Genomic DNA, 20,806 nt, shown 5'->3' with positions numbered 1-20,806 from the left:
CCTGCAATATTTATAAGCTATTACATTTTTCAGTGTTCATTGCTACAGATACTCAATCTTGAAAGGCAATCAAGATTGAGTTGAGGATTGAGCACATAGAAAATTCCTTTAAAATCTCTCATTTTACTTTTCAAGCTGCGTGAGTTTTGAGAAAATGAGAGCTTGTCACAATGGTCAATTCAAACCTGATAATAATGAATAATTTTGTCGGGTTTTTGCAGATTTTTGCGTGTAAAATACTTATTTATTTTTTAGTTTAAGTGGTTGGAATAAATTTCTAATGGAAGCACAGTATAAGGTGTTATGTGTCTGTTTAGGAAATATTTGCCGTTCTCCCACGGCTGAAGTGGTTTTTAGACATTATTGTGATCAGCATCAACTCAATATCATTGTCGATTCAGCTGGAACAAGTAATTATCATCCAAATAAAGCACCTGATCAGCGTAGCCAATTGCATGCAAAAAAAAGAGGCTATGACTTATCTTCTTTGCGGGCAAGACAACTTTCAACTCAAGACTTTTTAGATTTTGATTTGATTTTGGCAATGGATCATCAAAACTTTGATGATATTCACGACTTGCTACAAAGAGCTATCTTCCAATTTGGCAGTCATCAAATTCGGGCAAAAGTGGCATTAATGAGTGAACATGATCCTCAATATCCACAACAAGCTCTGCCTGACCCTTACTATGGTGGAGATGAGGGCTTTGAACGTGTACTCGACCAATGTGAATCAAGTGCGTTGGCGTGGATTAATATCCTAAAAAAACAATTGAATGTTTAAGAACAGGTTTTTCAATACAATGCAAATTCAAAATCAAGTACAGCTTAAGCCATTCAATACTTTAAGTTTAGATGTTACAGCTTCTCATTACACTAAGGTCAAATCTATTCAAGATATTGAAGAAGCTTTAGCTTTTGCTAAAGAGCATGAGCTAAATGTACTTGTATTATCTGGCGGTAGTAACATGCTATTACCGCAACAAATTAATGCTTTAGTTATTCATCTTGATATTCAGGGTATAGACGTTTTATCTGAAGATCAGGATTTTATTCGAGTTAAAGTCGGTGCAGGGCAGGTTTGGCACGATTTCGTTTTATATAGTACAAAGCAGAGTTGGTTTGGCTTGCAGAACTTGGCACTTATTCCGGGCTTGGTTGGTGCTTCACCAGTGCAAAATATTGGTGCTTATGGTGTTGAGGTTGGTGAGTTTATTGAGTCGGTACAAGTCTATGACCGTCTATTAAAACAAACCGGATCAATTTCGGCAGCAGATTGTCATTTTTCTTACCGTCATAGCATTTTTAAAGATGACCCAGCTCGTTACATCATTACTCATGTCACCTTTAAGCTGCTTAAACAAGCCAATCTAAAGCTAAATTACGGTGATTTAAAACAGGCAGTAGGAGATAACCTGACTGCTGAAAATTTACAAAATCAGGTCATTCATATTCGTCAAAGTAAATTACCTGATCCAAAAGAATATCCGAATGTAGGAAGTTTCTTTAAAAATCCGATTGTAAATACTCAAGAATTTGAACGATTAATCGCACAATTCTCAACAATTCCGCATTATCCTCAAGCGAATGGTAACGTTAAAATTGCTGCTGGTTGGTTAATTGATCAGGCTGGATGGAAAGGTAAACAGCTTGGTGTAGTGGGAATGTTCCATAAGCAAGCCTTGGTTTTGGTGAATTATGCCAATGCATCTCTTGCGGATGTAAAGAAAACTTATCAAGCTGTACAACATGATGTTGAACAGCGTTTCCAAATTATGTTAGAACCAGAGCCTGTGCTTTATAACAATTTAGGTTTAATTGAAAATCATACGGAATAGTTTTATGCCAAAAGTACACTTGATGGTACGTTTTGTACAAGTAGTTACTGTACTATTTGTACTATTAGGCTGTTTCGTGATTTTTTTATATTCGCCATTTTATTCAAAACTTATTGTAGCTGGACTTAACTATTTTGTTCCGGTAGATGTTAATGAGGTGGCTGCGGAAAGCCAGCGAAAAGCAGCATTAAGTGAACATGATAACTTAGAGCCGGGGTCAAATTTATGGATTGCTCGTCAGGCTTATTTGAAGTTAACAGAAGATGCTTTACGTGAAAATAAGACTGCAGATTTGGGTTACATACAAGAAAACTATAAAGCTTTGCAGCAAATTATTCTTTTAGAAGAAAAAGAACAAGAACTACAGGAAGAGAAAGAAACGACGCCTGTGAGTGTTCCTTTGGTTGCGAAAAATTCAGAAATTGATGCGGCCGATGAAGCAAGTAGTCCTATCGATGCAGCACTTTCTATTAATAGTTCTGAAAATAAAGCCCTTACAGAGCAATATACGGAGTTTTTAGCAAGAAAACCTGTAGTGCCAGAGCATCAAAAAGCGGCGAGTGAGCCTGAGCAGAAAGTTGAATATGTTCGTAAAAACCCTCTGCCTGCTCAACCTAAAAAGTTATCAGAACCTTATGCGATTGTAGTATTGGGCGGTGGTTTAACTTTAGATAAAAATGGCAAAGATATTGTAGTTAACAGCTATACGCGGTTAAGACTAGAAAAAACCTTAGAAGTTGAAAAGAAAAACCATCTACCTATCGTATTAAGTGGTGTTGAAGCTCCTTATATGCAAGCATGGTTGAAAGCGCGTGGGGTAGATGCAAAATTATTAGAAAAGCGCAGTATGAATACCTGTGAGAATACTCGCTTTAGTTCATTGTTACTTCAAAAGAAAGGTGGTGCGCCTACAGTTATGCTGGTCACAGATGAATATCATATGCCACGTACGCGCCGTTTATTTGCTTTAAATGGGATAGAAACTATTCCTGTTACTGCTCCAATGCCAACCCCGCTTACACGTTGGCAACCGAGTATACAAAACTACGATCATAGTCGTCGTGCAAATTATGAATTACTTGCGACAATTCGTGACATGTTATTTGGTTCAAGTGATTGTCGAGAGGTGCCTTAATGTCTGAGATTCCATTTCTCAATCCTGCCGTATTAAAACAATTAGATTTACCGGTTCCGAACCGTGAACTCACTCCGCAAGTTTTAAGCCCACTCAATTTAAATACCTTAGAAGAGCCTTCTCGCGAGCTTTTAGCATATCGTAAATTATACGGTTTACATTTACTGGACTGTGAGCATTGGCAAGGCTATGTCCAAATGCCTTTATTTCGTCTGCATGTTCAAGTTTTTAAACCTAAATTAGACAAAATCCAAGGAACCGTATGTTTATTGCATGGTTATCTGGAGCATAGCGGAATTTATCAACCCATTATTCGCGAAATACTCGAACAAGGTTTTAGTGTTATTACCTACGACTTACCTGGTCATGGTTTGAGTAATGGTTCACCTGCAAGTATTCAAAATTTTGACCATTATCAACAAGTTTTGATGGCGGTTTATCAATATGTCAAACATGCTGATCAATTACCGAAACCATGGGTAGGTATTGGTCAAAGTACGGGTGGGGCAATCTGGATGCATCACTTGCTTGAGTATGCAGAAAAAAGACAAGATCCAATCGTCGATAGGGTTTTATTGCTTTCACCATTAATTCGACCTGCTAAAACGGCATGGTGGCATAATCCGGTAGGTCTAGGCATTATTCGTCGTATTAAGCGTCAAGTGCCTCGACACTTTAGACGGAATAACCATAATCCTGAATTTTTAAGATTTATTCGTTTAAAAGATCCATTGCAGCCACGCATGATGGGCATGGACTGGATTTTGGCAATGTCAAAATGGATGCAGGAAATGGAAGAGCGACCTGCTTGTCGTATTCCTGTCTGGCTTGCACAAGGGGCATTAGATCAAACAGTAGACTGGCGTTACAACATCGAGTTTATTCGCCGTAAGTTTAGGCTTCAAACATTATTGATGCTAGAAGAGGGTTCTCATCAATTAATTAACGAACGTGCAGATATTCGTGCGGCTTTAACAGGTTTAATTCCAGCCTTTTTGCATGCAAAGCCGAAACATTTTTATTATTAAAGTTTGAAGCTGCCTCTATAGGCAGCTCCAGTTTTAACTATTTAAAAATGATTGGCGTCAGCCATATTCCACATACGATAATAGAAATTATCATCATCATTTTTCAGTTCAGATTGTAAAAGCTCACCTTCTTTTAAGAAGAAGTGTAATTGAGCATAGTTTTTAATTTCACGGTCATTAATCCGTTGAGCTAAATGATGAGCTTTAATATCCGATGGATGACGTAAACCTGCCGCAGCAATCATTTCTGATAATGCATGTAATGTATTTTTGTGGAAATTAAATACACGTTCTGCTTTGGTCGGTACATGGAGTGCTTTCTGGCGATCTTTATCTTGGGTTGCAATGCCTACAGGACATTGGTTTGTATGGCAACTTTGCGCTTGAATACATCCAACTGCAAACATAAAGCCACGTGCTGAGTTCACCCAATCTGCACCGAGTGCAAATGTGCTGGCAATATCAAATGCACTAATAATTTTACCGCTTGCACCAATTTTAACTTGATCTCTTAGGCCAGCACCTACAAGTGTGTTATGAACAAAACGTAGGCCTTCACGTAATGGTGTTCCGATATAGTCACTAAACTCAATAGGGGCTGCGCCAGTGCCACCTTCAGAACCATCAACTACAATAAAATCAGGCACAATTTTTGTTTCAAGCATTGCTTTTACAATACTCATAAACTGCCAAGGTTGACCAATACACAGTTTGAAACCTACCGGTTTACCACCAGATAAAGTTCGTAACTTCTGTAAGAAATGCATCATTTCAATTGGTGTCGAAAAGCTTGAATGCTTCGCAGGAGAGATACAATCATGGTCACGGGAAACACCACGGATCTCGGCAATTTCAGCAGTAATCTTATGTTTAGGTAAAATACCGCCATGGCCCGGTTTAGCCCCTTGCGAAAGCTTAAGCTCAATCATTTTGATTTGTGGCAATTGAGACTGCTTAGCAAACTTCTGTTCATCAAATTTTCCATCTAAAGTTCGGCAGCCAAAATATCCACTGGCAATTTGCCAAACAATATCACCACCATTTTCTAAATGATAAGGGCTGAGACTACCTTCACCGGTATCGTGATAAAAACCGCCTAATTGTGCTCCTTTGTTTAATGCACGTATTGCATTCGCACTTAAACTACCAAAGCTCATGGCAGAGATATTCATAATGGATGCACTATAAGGTTGAAGGCATTGGGCATTACCAATTTGGATACGGAAACTCTTAGGATCCGCTGGTGGACATGGACTGATGGAATGAACAATAAAGCGATAATCTTCTTGGTAGACATCAATAATTGATCCAAAAGGTTTATCTGCATTCTCATTTTTAGCACGTTGATAAACCAAACTTCTTTGCATACGTGAGAAAGGAAGGGCATCTTGATCCGCTTCAATAAAGTATTGGCGAATTTCAGGGCGTATATCTTCAAATAAAAAACGGAAATGGCCCATAATCGGGTAATTTCTTAAGATTGAATGTCTATTTTGTAAGACATCATATAGACCTAATAAGCTTAATGCGCCACTGACGACCCATAAACCGTTGAGTAAAGTATCCGAAATAAAATAATAAATACTATGAGGTGTATATACGGTTCTAAACCACGTGATTGTGAGTGCAGTAAAAATACACAAGAACCAAATAGAGTGGCGTGAAAAGAATGTATTGAGAAATTTATGTCGAATGATTTGTGCCGGACTCGCCATATGTGAACAAATTCCTAATGTTTTACTGGCACATACCTTGCCAAGAAGCAGCCAAAACTACAAGTAGGGAATTGTTTAACCGGTATTTTATTCATTTAATCTTTTACCAACTGATCATCTCCCTAATACGAGAAGCTGATGAGTTGGCAAAGACCAGAGCTTTATTAAGCTTTAAGAGGGAGCTGTTTTTTTATGAGCAAAATAAATAAGGTGATGACTAAGCTAAATCCAAAAATAGGTAAACTCAGCCCTAGAGCAGCAAGCATTAATATCGTAATTATTCTTTGTTGTGTAGTTGCATGTTTCCATACGAACAAAGTTTGGTTAATAAAATGATGGGTCGTAAGTTTTACATTGGAGGTTTTAAACCAAGCTTTATACGCATAAACAATCATTACACATAGCCCGAGCGCATACAGAACCAGAATCAATTGATTGACCCAACCGAATAGTACCCCAATATGTGCATCAACTCCCCAGCGTGTAAGTTTTGCAACTAATGAATAATCTTTAAAAGCGAGTTTATCGATTACCTTGTGTTCATGCATATCAATCGCAATACTATCTGCTTGTGTGGGCCATTTACGCTGTATTTCCGCAACAGTCCAAGCTTGGTTCTCAGCAACTGGCGGTTTGATTTGTATTTCTGTTGAATTAATCCCATTTGCTCGAGCAATTGCTAATACAGAATCGAATTCAGCTGGCATGATGTCTAAATTTGGCGTTTCCATGATCATTTCGTGATGTTCATGATGAGCCATTTCTGGCAATGAAATCTGATTTAGTGAGGTGGTCAATATTGGTGTTTGCCAGTTTAACCATTGACGGGCAATACGAATATTATCACCAGCCCATTGAGACCATGTAAGACCAGTAATCGCAATGAACAATAAAAGTGGTAGTAAAGCTAACCCAATAGAACTATGCCATTTTAATAAGTGATTTTTATTTGTTTGTCTGTTTTTAAAGTTTGAGCGACGTTTCCACCAACTGTATAGCCCACTTAAAGTTAAAAAACCAAGCCAACTTGCAGCAAGTTCACTATAAAAACGTCCCCATTTTCCTAATAATAAATTGCTGTGTAATTGATCTAAGAATGTACGTAACGGTAATACGCCACTGGTTCCATACACAGCAAGTTGTCCTTTTACAGAAAGCGTATAAGGATCAATAAAAATGGCTTCATTATTTAGATGGTGTGTATGATCGGAAAAAATAACCCGCGTAGTTTGCACAGGGCTTGGTGATGGTCTGACTTCTGTAATTCTTGCAGTTGCAGGCATGACTTTTCTTGCGCTTTCAATCTGCTGGCTTAGAGGATATATCTGATTTAAAGGCTGAACATTTAATACATCTTTATAGATGAATTGCTCTAACTGAGGCGTAATTGCATATAGTAAGCCAGTAAATGCGGCAACAAATATAAATGGGGCAATAAAAATACCAGCATAAATATGTATGAGACGGAAGAGACTACGCCAAAAGCTAGAAGTAGGGGACATTTTAAAGTGATATCGAGCAAACTTTGTCGTGAAGTATATCTACTTTAAATTGTATTTTGAAATTGCACTTTTCATTGGCCAGCTTGATTGTAGATTTTCTAAAGTATCATTGTGCTAAATTGCTAGCAATGCTGTTGCTTGGTGTTATGAAATATCTCGTAAATTTTGCTCTCTGAATACATAGCTCATATGATCAATACAATATTTAGTATAGATATTTATGAAAAAGCACTTTATAGAAAAATTTTTATTGTTAAGTTTGTTTTAAATATTATTCTTTTAATTTATCTAGAGAAACTAAATAGCCTATGATTTATTATCTTAATAATTATAATTTCTTAATTTATTCTAGTACCAATAGATTTATGATGTTGGTTTGAGTGAATACAGCTAATGAGTAAGAACTCTTTTATGGATATTAATGGTTTATGTCTAAGCTTTTTGAGAGAGTTTTATATTGTTACTAATTCTATTGGTTAATATTTTAAGAAAAATTATCTTATTAATTTTTATAATATTTAGTGCTTAATAAAATTTTTAAATGAAACTTCTAGACTAAAAAACAAAAGTATACACTCTTGTTTTTTAGTCTAGTATTTCAATGTTATTAAATTAAATAGCGACTAATTCCTCAATTTTCTCAAGATCGATTATTTTTTTAATATAAGACCAAGTTTTTTCAGCATTAATTAAATTTTTATCAATTGTTCCATCATTAATAACTCCATCGAGGATATTAAGAAATAGATTGGTTAATGCAGCTGCGTCTTCTACCCGAATTTTAATTAAAATAGAAAAAACAAGCTCATAGAGCCATTCTCTATATTCATTAATAGGATTTTTAACGGATGGGTAAAGTTGTACTACTTCCATAGTTGCCTTTTTAAATAAGCATCCATTAAAGTCTTCTGTGTAAATCCAGTCAATATACCAATTAAATAAGCTTCTGAGTTGAACTAAAGGTAGGTCATTGGTATTGATTCTTTCTAATATAGCAGACTGTATATCAGAATTCCTTTTGTAAAGGCATGATTCTATTAGCTTTTCCTTTGAAGGAAAATACTTGTAGAATGTCATCTTTGCAACATTAGATTCAGCAATAATTCTGTCCACTCCAATAGAGTTATAGCTTTTTTCATTAAAAAGGGCAGTTGCTGTTTTTATAATAGTGTCTCTTTTTGACATCGATTTCCCCGTAGTAAATCTTTTGAAATCCGTTTCTTTTTAAAGGCTAGTGCTCTGGCAAAAGTCAGTTTAATCATATTGAAAACGCTAATGTAATACAACATGTGAGAGCCTAAAAAAATAGTATTTTTCGATATTAATTGTTATTTGATTCATTAAAAAAATTCATTAAATTATCCATTGATTTGTAGTAATAATAAACCTAATATCAAATTGTTTAGGGATGAGTATACAATTTTATTTAGTAGCAAATGAATGCACGATTAAAATAATGGGGAACTCATAACCTAACTATAAGAATTAATTTGTTATTGAGAATGATTATGTCAAAAAAATTTGAAGATTTCGATAATCCAAGACAAAAGGCATTACTGGGGATGAAGAATAGTATTCCTACAGAACAGTGGGAAGAAAATCTAAAATTTCTCAAACAATTAAGAGCGAGAATTGCTGAATTACCAGTATGTAAACATCCGGCGATCGAAGTTTTAAATAATGGATTGCTTGATAAATTCACTTTAACAAGAATTCATTTAGAATATCGTCATGCGATTGTTCAGATCTTTACTGATGCCTTATTAATGGCCCAGTTCCAGACAAAACAATTGGAGCCTAAACTCCATTCTGGAGCTAAAATATTTCCACGTGTTTTATTAAGTTTAAATGTACTTGATGAATTTGGTTTTAGACCAGGAACAGACCCGGACAATTATTATCTAGGTAATCCGGAGTATGCGCATTATCCTTTATATGAAGATTTATTGAATGATTATGGTTTGAGTGAGAAGGACCGTAGAGACTATCAACCTTCAAAAATTGCAGATCAGGTAAGAAATTTTCTAGAATCATCTTATGATAGTTATATTAAAGTAGTTGCTTTACTTGCAGTGGCGGAAGAAGAAGTGATTCTTTTTAGCCCACCACTTCGTGAAGCGACTAAAGCCATTGGCGTCGATGTTGAAGGTGGCGGCTATTACCATGTTCATGGGGTATCTACTGACGAAACCTCAGAAGCAGCAGATGATGATCATGAAGATGATCTCTGGTTTGCGTTAGCGCAAGCAATAACTAAAGAAGACTATGAGAGCTTAACAACGCTTTGTATGGATTATTGTGCTTTATGGAATGAGTTTTGGGATTCACAAATTGCTGATATTCACTACTTAGAAGCAAAGAAGTTAGCATAACTTGTATTCATAGTAAGACGAATAATTGATAAAAACTAAAAAGCCTATTCACATATGAATAGGCTTTTTTAATACTTTAAATCCAGCCCATCTATAAACTAATAACCTGAAGTATTTCATTTAATACATTATTTGCATCTGTTAGAAATGATAGAATTACGAAAGTCAGTAAGTTGATATGTATGGGGCTTAAAAACATGCATCCTATAAGTGTGAGCAAATGAATACATTCATATACAGCTACCTGAAATTTTTAACCTATTGAAAGTACAAAGGTTTAAGTCTTGTTCCAACCATTTACAATCCAAACCAGATTAGGCGGATTCTACTTCTTTTATTATTCCATTGTTGGCACATTTATGCCGTATTGGAACTTATATCTCCAAGATCAGGGATTTAATTATCAAGAGATAGGTATTTTATCTTCTATTGCTATTGTGACGCGCTTCTTTGCCCCTTTGGTTTGGGGCTGGATCGCCGATAAATCCGGTAAAAGAATGCTATTAGTGCGGATTGCCACATGGATGGAGGCATGTATATGGTTGGCTATTTTTATAATTCCTAATACTTTTCAGTCAGTTGCTTTATTGATGCTTATTTTTAGTTTTTTCCAAAATGCTATTTTAGCTCAATTTGAAGGAGTAACTTTATTTTGGTTAGGAGACCAAAGGGCGAAACTTTATGGCAAGATTCGAAAATGGGGATCAGTTGGGTTTATTGTAGGTGTATTTACAATAGGGGCAATTTTAGAAATCATTCCGATTTCAATGTTGCCTATATTATTGCTTATCATTGCCTCCTTAGCATTTATTTGGGCATTTACGATACGTGAACCAGAAGGAGCCCCAACTTCACAAAAGCATTTAGAACCTTTATTACCTGTGCTGAAACGTCCTGAAGTTGCTGCTTTTTTCACAATTGAGTTTATTCTTCTTTTTTCACATGCACCTTTTTATAGCTTCTATAGCAATTTTCTGAAATCGTTAAATTTTAGTACGACGGAAATTGGTTTTTTATGGGCTATGGGCGTGGTTTCTGAAATTGTGATGTTTGCATATGCAACTACGTTTTTTAAATATTTTTCTTGGCGTAGCCTTGTAGCAGTATGTTTGATTTTGACAAGTATACGCTGGTTATTAGTTGCTATTTTCTCTCACTATTTCATAGGTCAGTTATTTGCACAGTGCCTACACGCTTTTAGTTTTGGCTTATTTCATCTCATCGCAATGCGGCTTATCTTTCAAAACTTTTCAATAGGGCAGCAAGGTCGAGGTCAGGCTTTTTATAGCACCATGTGGGGACTTGGAGTGGCGTTCGGAAGTATTTTGGCTGGTCATTACTGGAAAATTCTTACGGGTGAGCATATTTTTATGATCGCTGCTTTAGTGGTTCTATTTGGTTTGTGCTTTGTCTATTGGTTACCTAAACAAATCGAAAAGTCAGTTTCTTAGATTAAATAGTGATAAAAATTGTTAGGAATACAGAGTTAAAGATAGAAATTGTTTGATGAGAAGTATCGGTTCGTTACGGTTGAAAAATATTGTTTTTATATGGTTATGAAACAATGTTTTTCTAAAAAAATGTGCTAACTTAAACTCATGCGTTTAATGATTAATAAATCTATGAAAAATATTTATATTATGGGATTATTATTGGCTTGTTCTGGTTTTGCTATGGCTGAGACAGTGACTCAACAGCCCACAGAACAACCTGTTCGCACTGCAAGTAATCCTAATGCTATACGTATTGTTACGCGTCCTGAAATTATGGGATTATGGGGAATGGAGATTCCAAATAATAAAAAATGTGTAGAGTATTACAACTTCCGCAGTAGTAACGATGTGGTGATTAAAAGTGGTGAAGAGTGGTCATATGGTATTTATGAATATCAGCCATCTGATGACCCTAAAGAGCAGCTATCAGCTTTAGTAATGCAAATTAAGTTTGATAATAATAAAGTAGATTGTTCTGGTCAGAAGCAAGATCAGACAGGTGATATTTCTCAATATTTCGTGCAATGGAAAAATGACCATACTATTAATTTCTGCTCAACGGCTAAGGGTGAGCAATGTTTCGCAACTTTACGCCGAATGTTGCCATAAACAAATTATAAAAAAGCCTCTTATTTAAGAGGCTTTTTTATATGAAGCAGATTAAGCAGTTTCAGCTTTCTTTTCTTCTTCCACTTGTTTTAACAAGTGCTTTTCAAGGTAATGGATGTCCATTGCTTGAGAACAGAAGTTTTTATCCTGCAAAATAAGATCTTTATGTAAAGGAATATTGGTTTTAATTCCTGTAAGGATCATTTCATCTAACGCTTGACGCATGCGGGCAAGTGAAGTTTCACGATCTTTACCATGAGCAATCAATTTTGCAATCATTGAATCGTAATATGGCGGAATGCTATATCCAGGATAGATATGAGAATCTAAACGAATACCCGCACCGCCTGGTGCATAGAAACTTTCAATTTTACCTGGTGAAGGTAAGAATGTTGTTGGATCTTCGGCATTGATACGACATTCAATGGCATGACCACGAACTTCAATATCTTCTTGTTGAAGCTCTAAGCCTAAACCAGCTGCAATACGTAATTGCTGCTCAATAATGTCAACACCAGTCACCATTTCAGTTACAGGGTGCTCAACCTGAACACGAGTATTCATTTCAATGAAGAAGAATTCACCATCTTCAAATAAGAATTCAAACGTACCAGCACCACGATATTGCATTAACTGACACGCGTGTACACAGGCTTGTAAAATATCAGCACGTGCTTGTTCCGGTAGATTTGGCGCAGGAGCTTCTTCTAACACTTTTTGGTGACGACGTTGTAATGAACAGTCACGGTCATATAAATGAATCGCGTGGCCATTACCATCACCCAAAACTTGAACTTCGACATGGCGAGGTTTTTGTAAGAAGCGTTCCATGTACACGGTATCATCGCCGAACCACATTTCTGCATCACGTTGAGCCGCTTGAACTGACTCAAGTAGTGTGTCTACACGTTCAACAATACGCATACCACGACCACCACCACCAGCTGCCGCTTTAACAATAAGCGGGAAACCGATTTCTTTCGCTTCAGCTAATGCGTTATGGATAGTTACAGCATGGTCACAGCCAGGTACCGTAGGTACGCCAGCTTTTTTCATTGCAACAATTGCAGAAACCTTGTTACCCATTAAACGGATATGTTCTGGGCGAGGGCCAATAAATGTGAAACCTGAGCTTTCTACAATTTCAGCAAACTCGGCATTTTCCGAAAGGAAGCCATAACCTGGATGAATTGCATCGGCACCAGTAATTTCTGCAGCAGTAATAATTGCCGGGATGTTTAAATAGCTGTCACTACTTGCACCCGGACCAATACATACTGCTTCATCAACGAAACGTAAATGCATCAAATCTTTATCGGCATCTGAATAGATACCAACAGTTTTGATTCCTAATGTTTTGCAAGCCCGGGTAATTCGTAAAGCGATTTCACCACGGTTTGCAATTAAAACTTTTTGCAACATAGATGTCCCCGGGGTATTACGCGCGATAACGGAATAAAGGTTGACCGAATTGGATCACTTCACCATTTTTCACTAAAATTTCTTCAATCACACCGCTTTGAGTTGCTTCAATCGGGTTCATGATTTTCATTGCTTCAATAATACCCAAAGTCTCACCAGCAGATACTGTTTGACCTACTTTAACAAATGGTGCTTCGCCTGGGCTTGGAGCAGCATAGAACACACCAACCATAGGAGAAGTTTCAACTGCTCCACGTGGTGTTTTTGCAACAGGTGCTTCAGCAACAGGAGCTGCCGGAAGTGCTACACCAGCCGCAGCAACGACAGGATTGCGACGAGTTAAAGCGATCGATTGATCACCTTCTTTAACTTCAATCGCTTGCAAGTCAGACTCAATCATTAAATCGATGAGTTTCTTAATTTTGCGGATATCCATGGGCGACTATTCCTGAACTAGTTTGGGTTAGATGGTTGAATTTTTTCAATAGCGTAATCGAGCGCAAAGCTATAACCTTTTGCGCCTAGACCACAAATCACGCCAATTGCTTTGTCTGATAAATAAGAATGATGTCTGAAAGCTTCACGTGCGTGAACATTTGATAAATGTACTTCAATAAAGGGAATAGCAACGCCAAGTAAGGCATCGCGTAAAGCAACTGAAGTGTGGGTGAGGGCAGCAGGGTTAATAATAATCAGTTTTACGCCTTCTGTTTGTGCCTGATGAATACGGTCAACAATGGCACCTTCCCAGTTGCTTTGAAAAGTATCTAGTGTAATTGAGGCTTGTTCAGCTTGAGCAATAAGTTGTTGGTTGATATTGTCTAGGGTAAGATGACCATATACTTCTGGTTCGCGTTTTCCCAGCAAATTCAAATTCGGTCCATGAATTACCAAAATGGTCGAACTCATTCAGATTGCTCCAGCTCTAAAGTTGCAAATAATCTTTGCAAGATGTCTGCAAAGTTTGCTTATTATGGCATATGTTTCTACAAGTTTTTTATAATTTCTTTTAATTGTCGCAGAAAGGGTACACCAAATTCGGCTTATATATTGTAAATTTTGCGACGAATTAGCAATGTTAAAAAATGACAAAATTTCAAGTAATTTAACGGAGCTTATTTTAAACCGAATTGACAAAAACAGTTCATGTATTTTGTGTAACGGGGGTATAAGCATCTTCAATCGTTAACATTTCATTCCAGCGAGTTAGGTAATTTTTTGAGCGATGACATTGTTTCATTTGCCAAGATGGATTACGTGAGTGATATCCAACTTGTAAATAGTGACTACCAAAGCGCTTACGGACTGTACCTAAAGTTTCCATCAATTGTTGTCTTTGATGAATAAGTTCCAGAGGCTGCCATAAATCATCAATATGTTGCTGACGTGCGTGTAGACCACAAAATAATACTCCAATTTTTATGTAACTTTTATTTTCTTTATATAAAACATCAATTTGCTGCATCGCTGCTTTAGTAAGTATGCATAAATCATCTGTTGCATAATGAAGACCAATTGCTTGAGATGTGGCTTTTTTATAGGGTGGTTTGTCGGTTTTTTCATAAAGCATAACTTGAACACAGGCACAAAGTTGTTCTTGTTTCATTAAACGGCGATGTGCCCGGTTAAGGTGAAAGATAAGTGCTTGTTTAATAATCTCAATACTGGATAAAGCTTGAGCAAAACTTCGTGATGCTAAAATCCGTTTCGTTGGGATAGCTGGATCATCAAGTTGAATACAGGATTGGCCTTTTAGCTCACGAATAGTGCGTGCCATGACCACAGAAAATGCCTTTGCCATATGGTGTTCATTGGCAAAAGTTAAGTCTAGGCATGTGTACACCTCATAACTTTGTAGCTGTTTGACTAATTGATAGCCGATTCCCCATACCTCTTTGACTGATGTCTGTTGCATGAGGTCTTCCATAATTAATGGATCTAAGGTGATGAAATTACATACTCCTTTAAAACTTTTAATTTTCTTAGCATAGTGATTGGCAAGTTTTGCTTGTGTCTTTGAATATCCAATTCCAATGCAACAAGGTAAGCCTAACCATTTTAGGAGAGTGCTTCTCACTTTATTGCAGTAGTCAGAGATATCGATAGATTGGAGGTAAGGGGTGAGATGAATAAAGCATTCATCTATAGAGTAGGCTTCTAAATCATCTGGAGAGAAAAACTCACCGAGAACAGCAAAAAAACGGCGGGACATCTCGGCATATAAAGTGTAGTTGCTTGAATAGACTTGAACGCCTGCTTGTAAAGCATCTTTTTCAATTTGGAACCACGGTACGCCCATTTTAATCCCTAAAACTTTTGCCTCTTCACTACGTGAGACCACACAGCCATCGTTATTAGATAAAACAACTACAGGTTTATCATTGAGTTTAGGGTTGAAAAGACGCTCACAGCTAACATAGCAATTATTAATATCAATCAGTGCATAAACTTCACGGTGTGAGATATCTTTCATTATTTCATTCCCTTACTCATTAACTGAAATCTACATTTTGAATTTGTAACATAATCAAGTTAACAAAATTACGGACTGATATCTAGGGGAGTTTCAGTTGTTCGTCGAAATTATAGGTAGGAGATAAAATCTATGAAATGTCAGTTATTGATATGGAAATGTCTGAAAATGATAAGTTTTAACTGGTTATGATTGGAAACATAAGAGCTATATTTAATGGATGAGTTGAGTCTTTTAAATGTAGTAATGCGTATAACGCATTTGTCTTATGGGTCTTTCAAGCTGTCTTTTTTAATAAAGACAGCTTTTTTTATAATGTGCTTAAGTATTTTTAGAGTTTGGCTTGATTGTAGCAATCGAGATTAATGCATTGTGCACTCAGTTCTATGATTTGAGCAGGGGCTAATTGAAGTTTTTCCCATTTTTGCATTTGCTGAAATAACCAATGGAAATCTTCAGGTTGGGGAGCCGCATTTTCTTTAACCAAGTGCTTTACAATATTTTGAATCATATAATATTTATCGACATGTACTTCTTCAGAACAGTGAAATCGGACAATCCCAAACTCGACCAATAACTTTAAGACAGGTGCAAAATCTTTTAAATTACTCAATTCTTTTTGAGCTTTCATAATTGCCGTTGTAAGGGCAACTAAGGTTTGAGGATGTTGTTCAGCCCATTCTTGAGTTACTGCGAGAACTTTATCTGCCACATTGGGAATAATGTCTTGACTTGAGCAGACGATTTTACTTAAGCCTAAAAGTTCACCTTGAGTATTCCAAGGCTCTCCCACACAAAAACCATCAATCACATGGTTATCTAAAGCTTCGACCATATACGGTGGCGGAAGTGCTTTGAGTTTGAGCGTTTGAGCTATTCTAGAGTCTGCCAAAGCAAGCCATTCTCTTAAACAATAATGATGGATTGAATGTTTAAATACATGGGCTAAAGAAAGAGTATGATCTTGCTCAATGTATTGAGTAACTTTTTGGGCGGTAGTTTGTGCATTATCATTTTCTTGAATAGCCAGTTGATGAATTAATTTTTGGCTTAAGCTGATAAAAGCACGGTTTTTACTTAAAACGAGCGGGGTTTGCAGTGCAATACCAATTTGGTCTGCACCCATTGCTGCTGCAGGGAGCATCGCAGATAAACAATGTGCAGCATCTAATAAGCCAAAAGCTAAACGGTCGCGTAGACTTGCCCATGATGCTTCTTTGACTAAGGTAACATCTAAATCGACTTCTTCGAAGAAACCTTGCTGCTTTGCCCAAAGTAAAGCGATGCAATCAAGTAAAGGAATATAGCCGAGTTGCAATTGAGTCTTTTCTAATTTGCTCATTTATTCATCCTTTAGTTGATCATTTAGTAATTTTTGAGCGTCAAGTAAACGCCGTGCCATTTCTCCAATCGTTATACGGTGACTCATGGCATTTTTTCTGAGTAATTGAAAAGCTGTGTCTTCAGGTAAGCCATGCAGTTGCATGAGTAGCACTTTGGCCTTTTCAACATCTTTACGATCTGCCAGTTTGGTTTGAGCTTCTTTTAAGTCACCTTCGAGCTTTTTATGTTTTTTATATTGCTCAATTGAAATCTCTAAAATGGTATGTAAGCGAGCGGGGTCTATGCCATCTACAATATAAGCCGTTACGCCTGCATCTATAGCTTGTTTGATGGTGTCTTTATCTGAATTTTTAGTGAATAGAACAGTTGGTAGGTCATAGCTACTCACACAACTTTCAATAATGTCACGATGGGGATGATCCATATCGAGCAAGATGACATCGGCTTGTAAATCTTCAAGACGAAAAATATTTAAGTGGTCCAAAGTAAGGCAGGCAACCACTTCAAAGTCATTTTCAAGCAGACTATTTTTTATATAGTCGGCCCGCGCATGATCATCATCGATAAGAGCTATTTTGAGTTTTGGCATAAGTTCAGAAAATCAGGCTAAGAAAATGCGCCAATTCGACGCGTTTTTTGTTATCAATTTTTAAGCAAGATTAGTGCCATCCAAAATTAAACAAAAAATCAGGCATGAGTGGTCCTTTACTATGCTAATGCATTGTTTTGATCAATATTGGTGCAAAAAAGCGATTCATTTTGTGGCAAGACTTATTTTTGTTTAAACCATATAGACGAGCAGCAATAGTGCAGGGAAAATTAAATATTCTTTTTGGATAAAAATGGGTTTTGTATTAAGTATTTGAAAATAAAATTAAAAAATTATTAATATTAATTTTAAAAAGAGTTGGCATGCAAAATGCTTAGTTAATTACAGGTCGAAGACGACCATAAGTTTTAAAGACGGCCAACGATGTCCGTTCTGATCGAATTTGTGAGTGCAACTGTACACACAGAAAATTTACGTTCAGTCGGAGTGAAGGTTATGTCTTTATTTTTATTGCATAAAAAAGTTACATCTGAATTAACTAATTTTTCAGTTTCAGCGATGCGAGCCTTCCGTATGAGGGGGCTCGCTTTTTTTATTTGTTTTTATGACTTTGCTATGCATTGGGTGTCGTCAACGAGTGGAAAAAATGGGTTCCAAGCAGCTATACGCTTTGTGATGTTGATACGTTTCTCGGTAGAGCACAAGGCAAAACAACAATGTCTATTTGAGAACGCAAGAACGCAGCTTAAAAGCAACGTGATTTGAGGAGAAACACTATGAAATTGGTAATGATTGGTCATGGTATGGTGGGCCACAAATTCATCGAAGCCATTTTAGAAAAAGCAGATGATGAACTGGAAATCACGATTCTTGCAGAAGAACCTCGTATCGCATATGACCGCGTGCATTTGACTGAATACTTCTCAGGGAAATCGGCAAAAGATTTATCTTTAGCACGCTTTGATTTTGCCGATGCGTATGGCATTGACCTGCGTTTAAATACTAAAGCAGTGGCGATTGATACAGCTGCACAAACCGTAACAACCAATCATGGTGATGTGATTAGCTATGACAAGTTGGTGCTGGCGACTGGTTCATATGCATTTGTTCCGCCAATTCCGGGTAATGACCGCGAGAACTGTTTTGTTTACCGTACCATTGAAGATCTAGATGCCATTCGTGCAGCAAGTTTAAAGGCTAAAACAGGCGTAGTAATTGGCGGTGGTTTACTTGGACTTGAGGCAGCCAAAGCATTACGTGATTTAGATTTAGAAACACACGTTGTTGAGTTTGCACCACGTTTGATGGCAGTTCAAATTGATGACTTAGGGGGCAAGGTTTTACGCCGTAAAATTGAAGATTTAGGTGTAAAAGTCCATACACAAAAAGCGACTCAGTCTATTGAGACTGGGGTAAATACCACTCATGTGATGAAGTTTGCCGACGGTAGTGAACTCGAAACTGATGTGATCTTATTCTCTGCGGGGATCCGCCCACGGGATGAATTAGCGCGTAATAGCGGACTTGCGATTGGTGAGCGTGGCGGTATTGTAATTAATGATTATTGCCAAACATCAGATCAAAACATTTATGCCATTGGTGAATGTGCGCTTTGGCAAAATAAAATTTATGGCTTGGTTGCACCGGGCTATGACATGGCGCGTATTGCAGCAAAACACATTTTAGATGAAGAGTGTCATTGCTTCGCTGGCGCAGACATGAGCACCAAGTTGAAGTTGATGGGCGTTGATGTTGCTTCTGTTGGTGATGCACATGCCATGACCCCAGGTGCATTAAGCTATTTCTATGCAGATGAACATGCACTGGTTTATAAAAAGATTGTTGTAAATGCCGACAAAACCAAATTGCTTGGCGCGGTTTTAGTGGGTGATGCCAAAGAATACAACGACCTTTTACAAATGATGTTGAATGGTCTGGCTTTACCGGAAGTGCCTGAAAGTTTAATCATGCCGGGTTTTGAGCAATCAGCAGCAAAATCTGGTGGCAGCGGAGTCGATTTGCTGCCAGACAGCGCGACTATTTGTTCATGTAACAACGTATCAAAAGCAGACATCTGCCAAGCAATTAGTGATGGTTCGACCTCTTTAGGTGCATTAAAGAAATGCACCAAAGCAGCAACAGCATGTGGTGGTTGTGCACCATTAGTGACTCAAGTATTGAAGTCAGAGTTACAACGTCAAGGTGTGACTGTTAATAATCACATTTGCGAACACTTCCCGTACTCGCGTCAAGAGTTGTATCACTTGGTTCGTGTCAATGAAATCAAGACATTTGATGATTTGATTCATCAACATGGTCATGGTTTAGGTTGTGATATTTGTAAACCGGCGGCAGCAAATATTTTGGCCTCTTGCTGGAATGATTTCGTACTTAAGCCAAGTCATGCAGGCCTGCAAGACAGTAACGACTACTACCTAGGTAACATTCAAAAAGATGGCTCTTACTCAATTGTACCGCGTATGGCAGGCGGGGAAGTCACTCCGGATGGCTTAATTGCGATTGGTCAAATTGCGAAGAAATATAACTTGTACACCAAAATTACTGGTGGTCAACGTGTTGATATGTTTGGTGCGCAAGTTCATGAACTTCCATTTATTTGGGAAGAGTTAAATGCTGCGGGCTTCGAGTCTGGTCATGCCTATGGTAAGTCGTTACGTACAGTGAAATCTTGTGTGGGTAGCACTTGGTGCCGTTACGGGGTAGATAACTCGGTTGGTTTAGCGATTGAACTTGAAAACCGCTACAAAGGTTTGCGTTCACCGCATAAATTGAAAATGGCAGTGTCTGGCTGTACACGTGAGTGTGCGGAAGCGCAAGGTAAAGATGTAGGCGTGATTGCCACTGAAAAGGGTTGGAACCTTTATGTATGTGGTAACGGTGGTATGAAACCACGTCATGCAGAATTACTCGCATCTGACCTCGATAAAGAAACACTCATTCGTTATATCGACCGTTTCTTTATGTTCTACATTCAAACGGCAGACCGTTTACAACGTACCAGTGTATGGCGTGACAACATGGAAGGCGGTCTAGACTACCTTAAATCTGTGATCGTTGATGATTCTCTTGGTTTAGCTGCCGAGCTTGAGCGCCGTATGGAACACATTATTGGTACATATCAAGACGAGTGGCGTACAGCTGTCGAAAACCCAGAAGTTCGTAAACGCTTCCAGACCTATATCAATGCAGGAGCGAATGAACAAGCTGATCCGCACATTCAATTTACAACTGAACGTGGTCAAATCCGCCCATTAACTGAAGCTGAACGTTCAGAAAACCGCATTCCAATGGTTGAAGCATAAAG

Annotated in this window: 18 protein-coding genes; 9 read left to right on the top strand and 9 right to left on the bottom strand. The window is 37.5% G+C overall.

Annotated elements, in window-relative coordinates; translation table 11 throughout:
* Positions 1–280: 280 nt before the first annotated feature.
* The 4 genes from EGT34_RS03265 to EGT34_RS03250 are packed head-to-tail and all read left to right on the top strand — an operon-like array spanning position 281 to position 4,001.
* Positions 281–784, top strand: coding sequence for a low molecular weight protein-tyrosine-phosphatase (locus EGT34_RS03265; RefSeq protein WP_000388070.1), 504 nt, complete (start codon positions 281–283; stop codon positions 782–784).
* 19 nt (positions 785–803) lie between these two features.
* Positions 804–1,838, top strand: coding sequence for a UDP-N-acetylmuramate dehydrogenase (gene murB / locus EGT34_RS03260; RefSeq protein WP_001166926.1), 1,035 nt, complete (start codon positions 804–806; stop codon positions 1,836–1,838).
* Between the two features lie 4 nt (positions 1,839–1,842).
* The gene (locus EGT34_RS03255) at positions 1,843–2,973 is read left to right on the top strand and encodes a YdcF family protein (protein WP_001127155.1); all 1,131 of its coding nucleotides are present in this window, start codon (positions 1,843–1,845) and stop codon (positions 2,971–2,973) included.
* The gene (locus EGT34_RS03250; RefSeq protein ID WP_001290023.1) at positions 2,973–4,001 is read left to right on the top strand and encodes an alpha/beta hydrolase; all 1,029 of its coding nucleotides are present in this window, start codon (positions 2,973–2,975) and stop codon (positions 3,999–4,001) included. Before EGT34_RS03255 ends, EGT34_RS03250 begins: the two co-directional genes overlap by 1 nt.
* 41 nt (positions 4,002–4,042) lie before the next feature.
* Here the strand turns inward: EGT34_RS03250 and EGT34_RS03245 are convergent, their stop codons facing one another.
* The 3 genes from EGT34_RS03245 to EGT34_RS03235 form a co-directional block, all read right to left on the bottom strand.
* Positions 4,043–5,716 carry an FMN-binding glutamate synthase family protein gene (locus EGT34_RS03245; protein ID WP_000157979.1) on the bottom strand — a complete coding sequence of 558 codons (1,674 nt, stop codon included), beginning with the start codon at positions 5,714–5,716 and terminating at the stop codon, positions 4,043–4,045.
* Positions 5,717–5,880: 164 nt separating this feature from the next.
* The gene (locus EGT34_RS03240) at positions 5,881–7,218 is read right to left on the bottom strand and encodes a PepSY-associated TM helix domain-containing protein (protein ID WP_000075470.1); all 1,338 of its coding nucleotides are present in this window, start codon (positions 7,216–7,218) and stop codon (positions 5,881–5,883) included.
* A 612-nt stretch (positions 7,219–7,830) separates the two neighbouring features.
* Positions 7,831–8,403, bottom strand: a complete 573-nt coding sequence (locus tag EGT34_RS03235; RefSeq protein WP_000043928.1) for a TetR/AcrR family transcriptional regulator — start codon at positions 8,401–8,403, stop codon at positions 7,831–7,833.
* Positions 8,404–8,726: 323 nt separating this feature from the next.
* Here EGT34_RS03235 and EGT34_RS03230 point away from each other — a divergent pair, with 323 nt between their 5' ends.
* From EGT34_RS03230 to EGT34_RS03220, 3 genes are all read left to right on the top strand, one after another.
* Positions 8,727–9,590, top strand: coding sequence for an iron-containing redox enzyme family protein (locus tag EGT34_RS03230; RefSeq protein WP_000037349.1), 864 nt, complete (start codon positions 8,727–8,729; stop codon positions 9,588–9,590).
* A gap of 284 nt (positions 9,591–9,874) precedes the next feature.
* Positions 9,875–11,041: an MFS transporter gene (locus EGT34_RS03225; protein WP_171519082.1), complete on the top strand. Its 1,167-nt coding sequence runs from the start codon at positions 9,875–9,877 to the stop codon at positions 11,039–11,041.
* 147 nt (positions 11,042–11,188) lie between these two features.
* A complete protein-coding gene (locus EGT34_RS03220) occupies positions 11,189–11,692 on the top strand; it encodes a hypothetical protein (RefSeq protein WP_001238663.1) in 504 nt (167 codons plus the stop codon).
* A gap of 51 nt (positions 11,693–11,743) precedes the next feature.
* Here the strand turns inward: EGT34_RS03220 and accC are convergent, their stop codons facing one another.
* From accC to EGT34_RS03190, 6 genes are all read right to left on the bottom strand, one after another.
* Positions 11,744–13,114 (bottom strand): acetyl-CoA carboxylase biotin carboxylase subunit, encoded by a 1,371-nt coding sequence (gene accC / locus EGT34_RS03215; protein ID WP_000939648.1) that lies wholly within the window; start codon positions 13,112–13,114, stop codon positions 11,744–11,746.
* Positions 13,115–13,130: 16 nt separating this feature from the next.
* A complete protein-coding gene (gene accB, locus EGT34_RS03210) occupies positions 13,131–13,550 on the bottom strand; it encodes an acetyl-CoA carboxylase biotin carboxyl carrier protein (RefSeq protein ID WP_000354611.1) in 420 nt (139 codons plus the stop codon).
* Positions 13,551–13,567: 17 nt separating this feature from the next.
* Positions 13,568–14,023: a type II 3-dehydroquinate dehydratase gene (aroQ, locus tag EGT34_RS03205; RefSeq protein ID WP_000099412.1), complete on the bottom strand. Its 456-nt coding sequence runs from the start codon at positions 14,021–14,023 to the stop codon at positions 13,568–13,570.
* Between the two features lie 235 nt (positions 14,024–14,258).
* Entirely contained in the window at positions 14,259–15,587 is a 1,329-nt protein-coding gene (locus EGT34_RS03200; RefSeq protein WP_000652007.1) for a Y-family DNA polymerase, read from the bottom strand.
* 331 nt (positions 15,588–15,918) lie between these two features.
* Entirely contained in the window at positions 15,919–16,929 is a 1,011-nt protein-coding gene (locus EGT34_RS03195; RefSeq protein WP_000039923.1) for an ABC transporter substrate-binding protein, read from the bottom strand.
* Positions 16,930–17,520, bottom strand: coding sequence for an ANTAR domain-containing response regulator (locus EGT34_RS03190; RefSeq protein ID WP_001125253.1), 591 nt, complete (start codon positions 17,518–17,520; stop codon positions 16,930–16,932).
* 384 nt (positions 17,521–17,904) lie between these two features.
* Here EGT34_RS03190 and EGT34_RS03185 point away from each other — a divergent pair, with 384 nt between their 5' ends.
* Together EGT34_RS03185 and nirB are read left to right on the top strand one after the other, a co-directional pair.
* Complete coding sequence (locus tag EGT34_RS03185) at positions 17,905–18,246, top strand: hypothetical protein (protein ID WP_000114559.1); 342 nt, start codon at positions 17,905–17,907, stop codon at positions 18,244–18,246.
* An 11-nt stretch (positions 18,247–18,257) separates the two neighbouring features.
* Positions 18,258–20,804 carry a nitrite reductase large subunit NirB gene (gene nirB / locus EGT34_RS03180; protein WP_000780174.1) on the top strand — a complete coding sequence of 849 codons (2,547 nt, stop codon included), beginning with the start codon at positions 18,258–18,260 and terminating at the stop codon, positions 20,802–20,804.
* Positions 20,805–20,806 lie beyond the last annotated feature (2 nt).

Source organism: Acinetobacter sp. FDAARGOS_558, from assembly GCF_003937785.1.
In the GTDB taxonomy this organism is placed as follows: Bacteria; Pseudomonadota; Gammaproteobacteria; order Pseudomonadales; family Moraxellaceae; genus Acinetobacter; species Acinetobacter baumannii.
The sequence above is the reverse complement of the archived record's forward strand: the minus strand, read 5'-3'. Positions and strand labels throughout refer to the sequence as shown.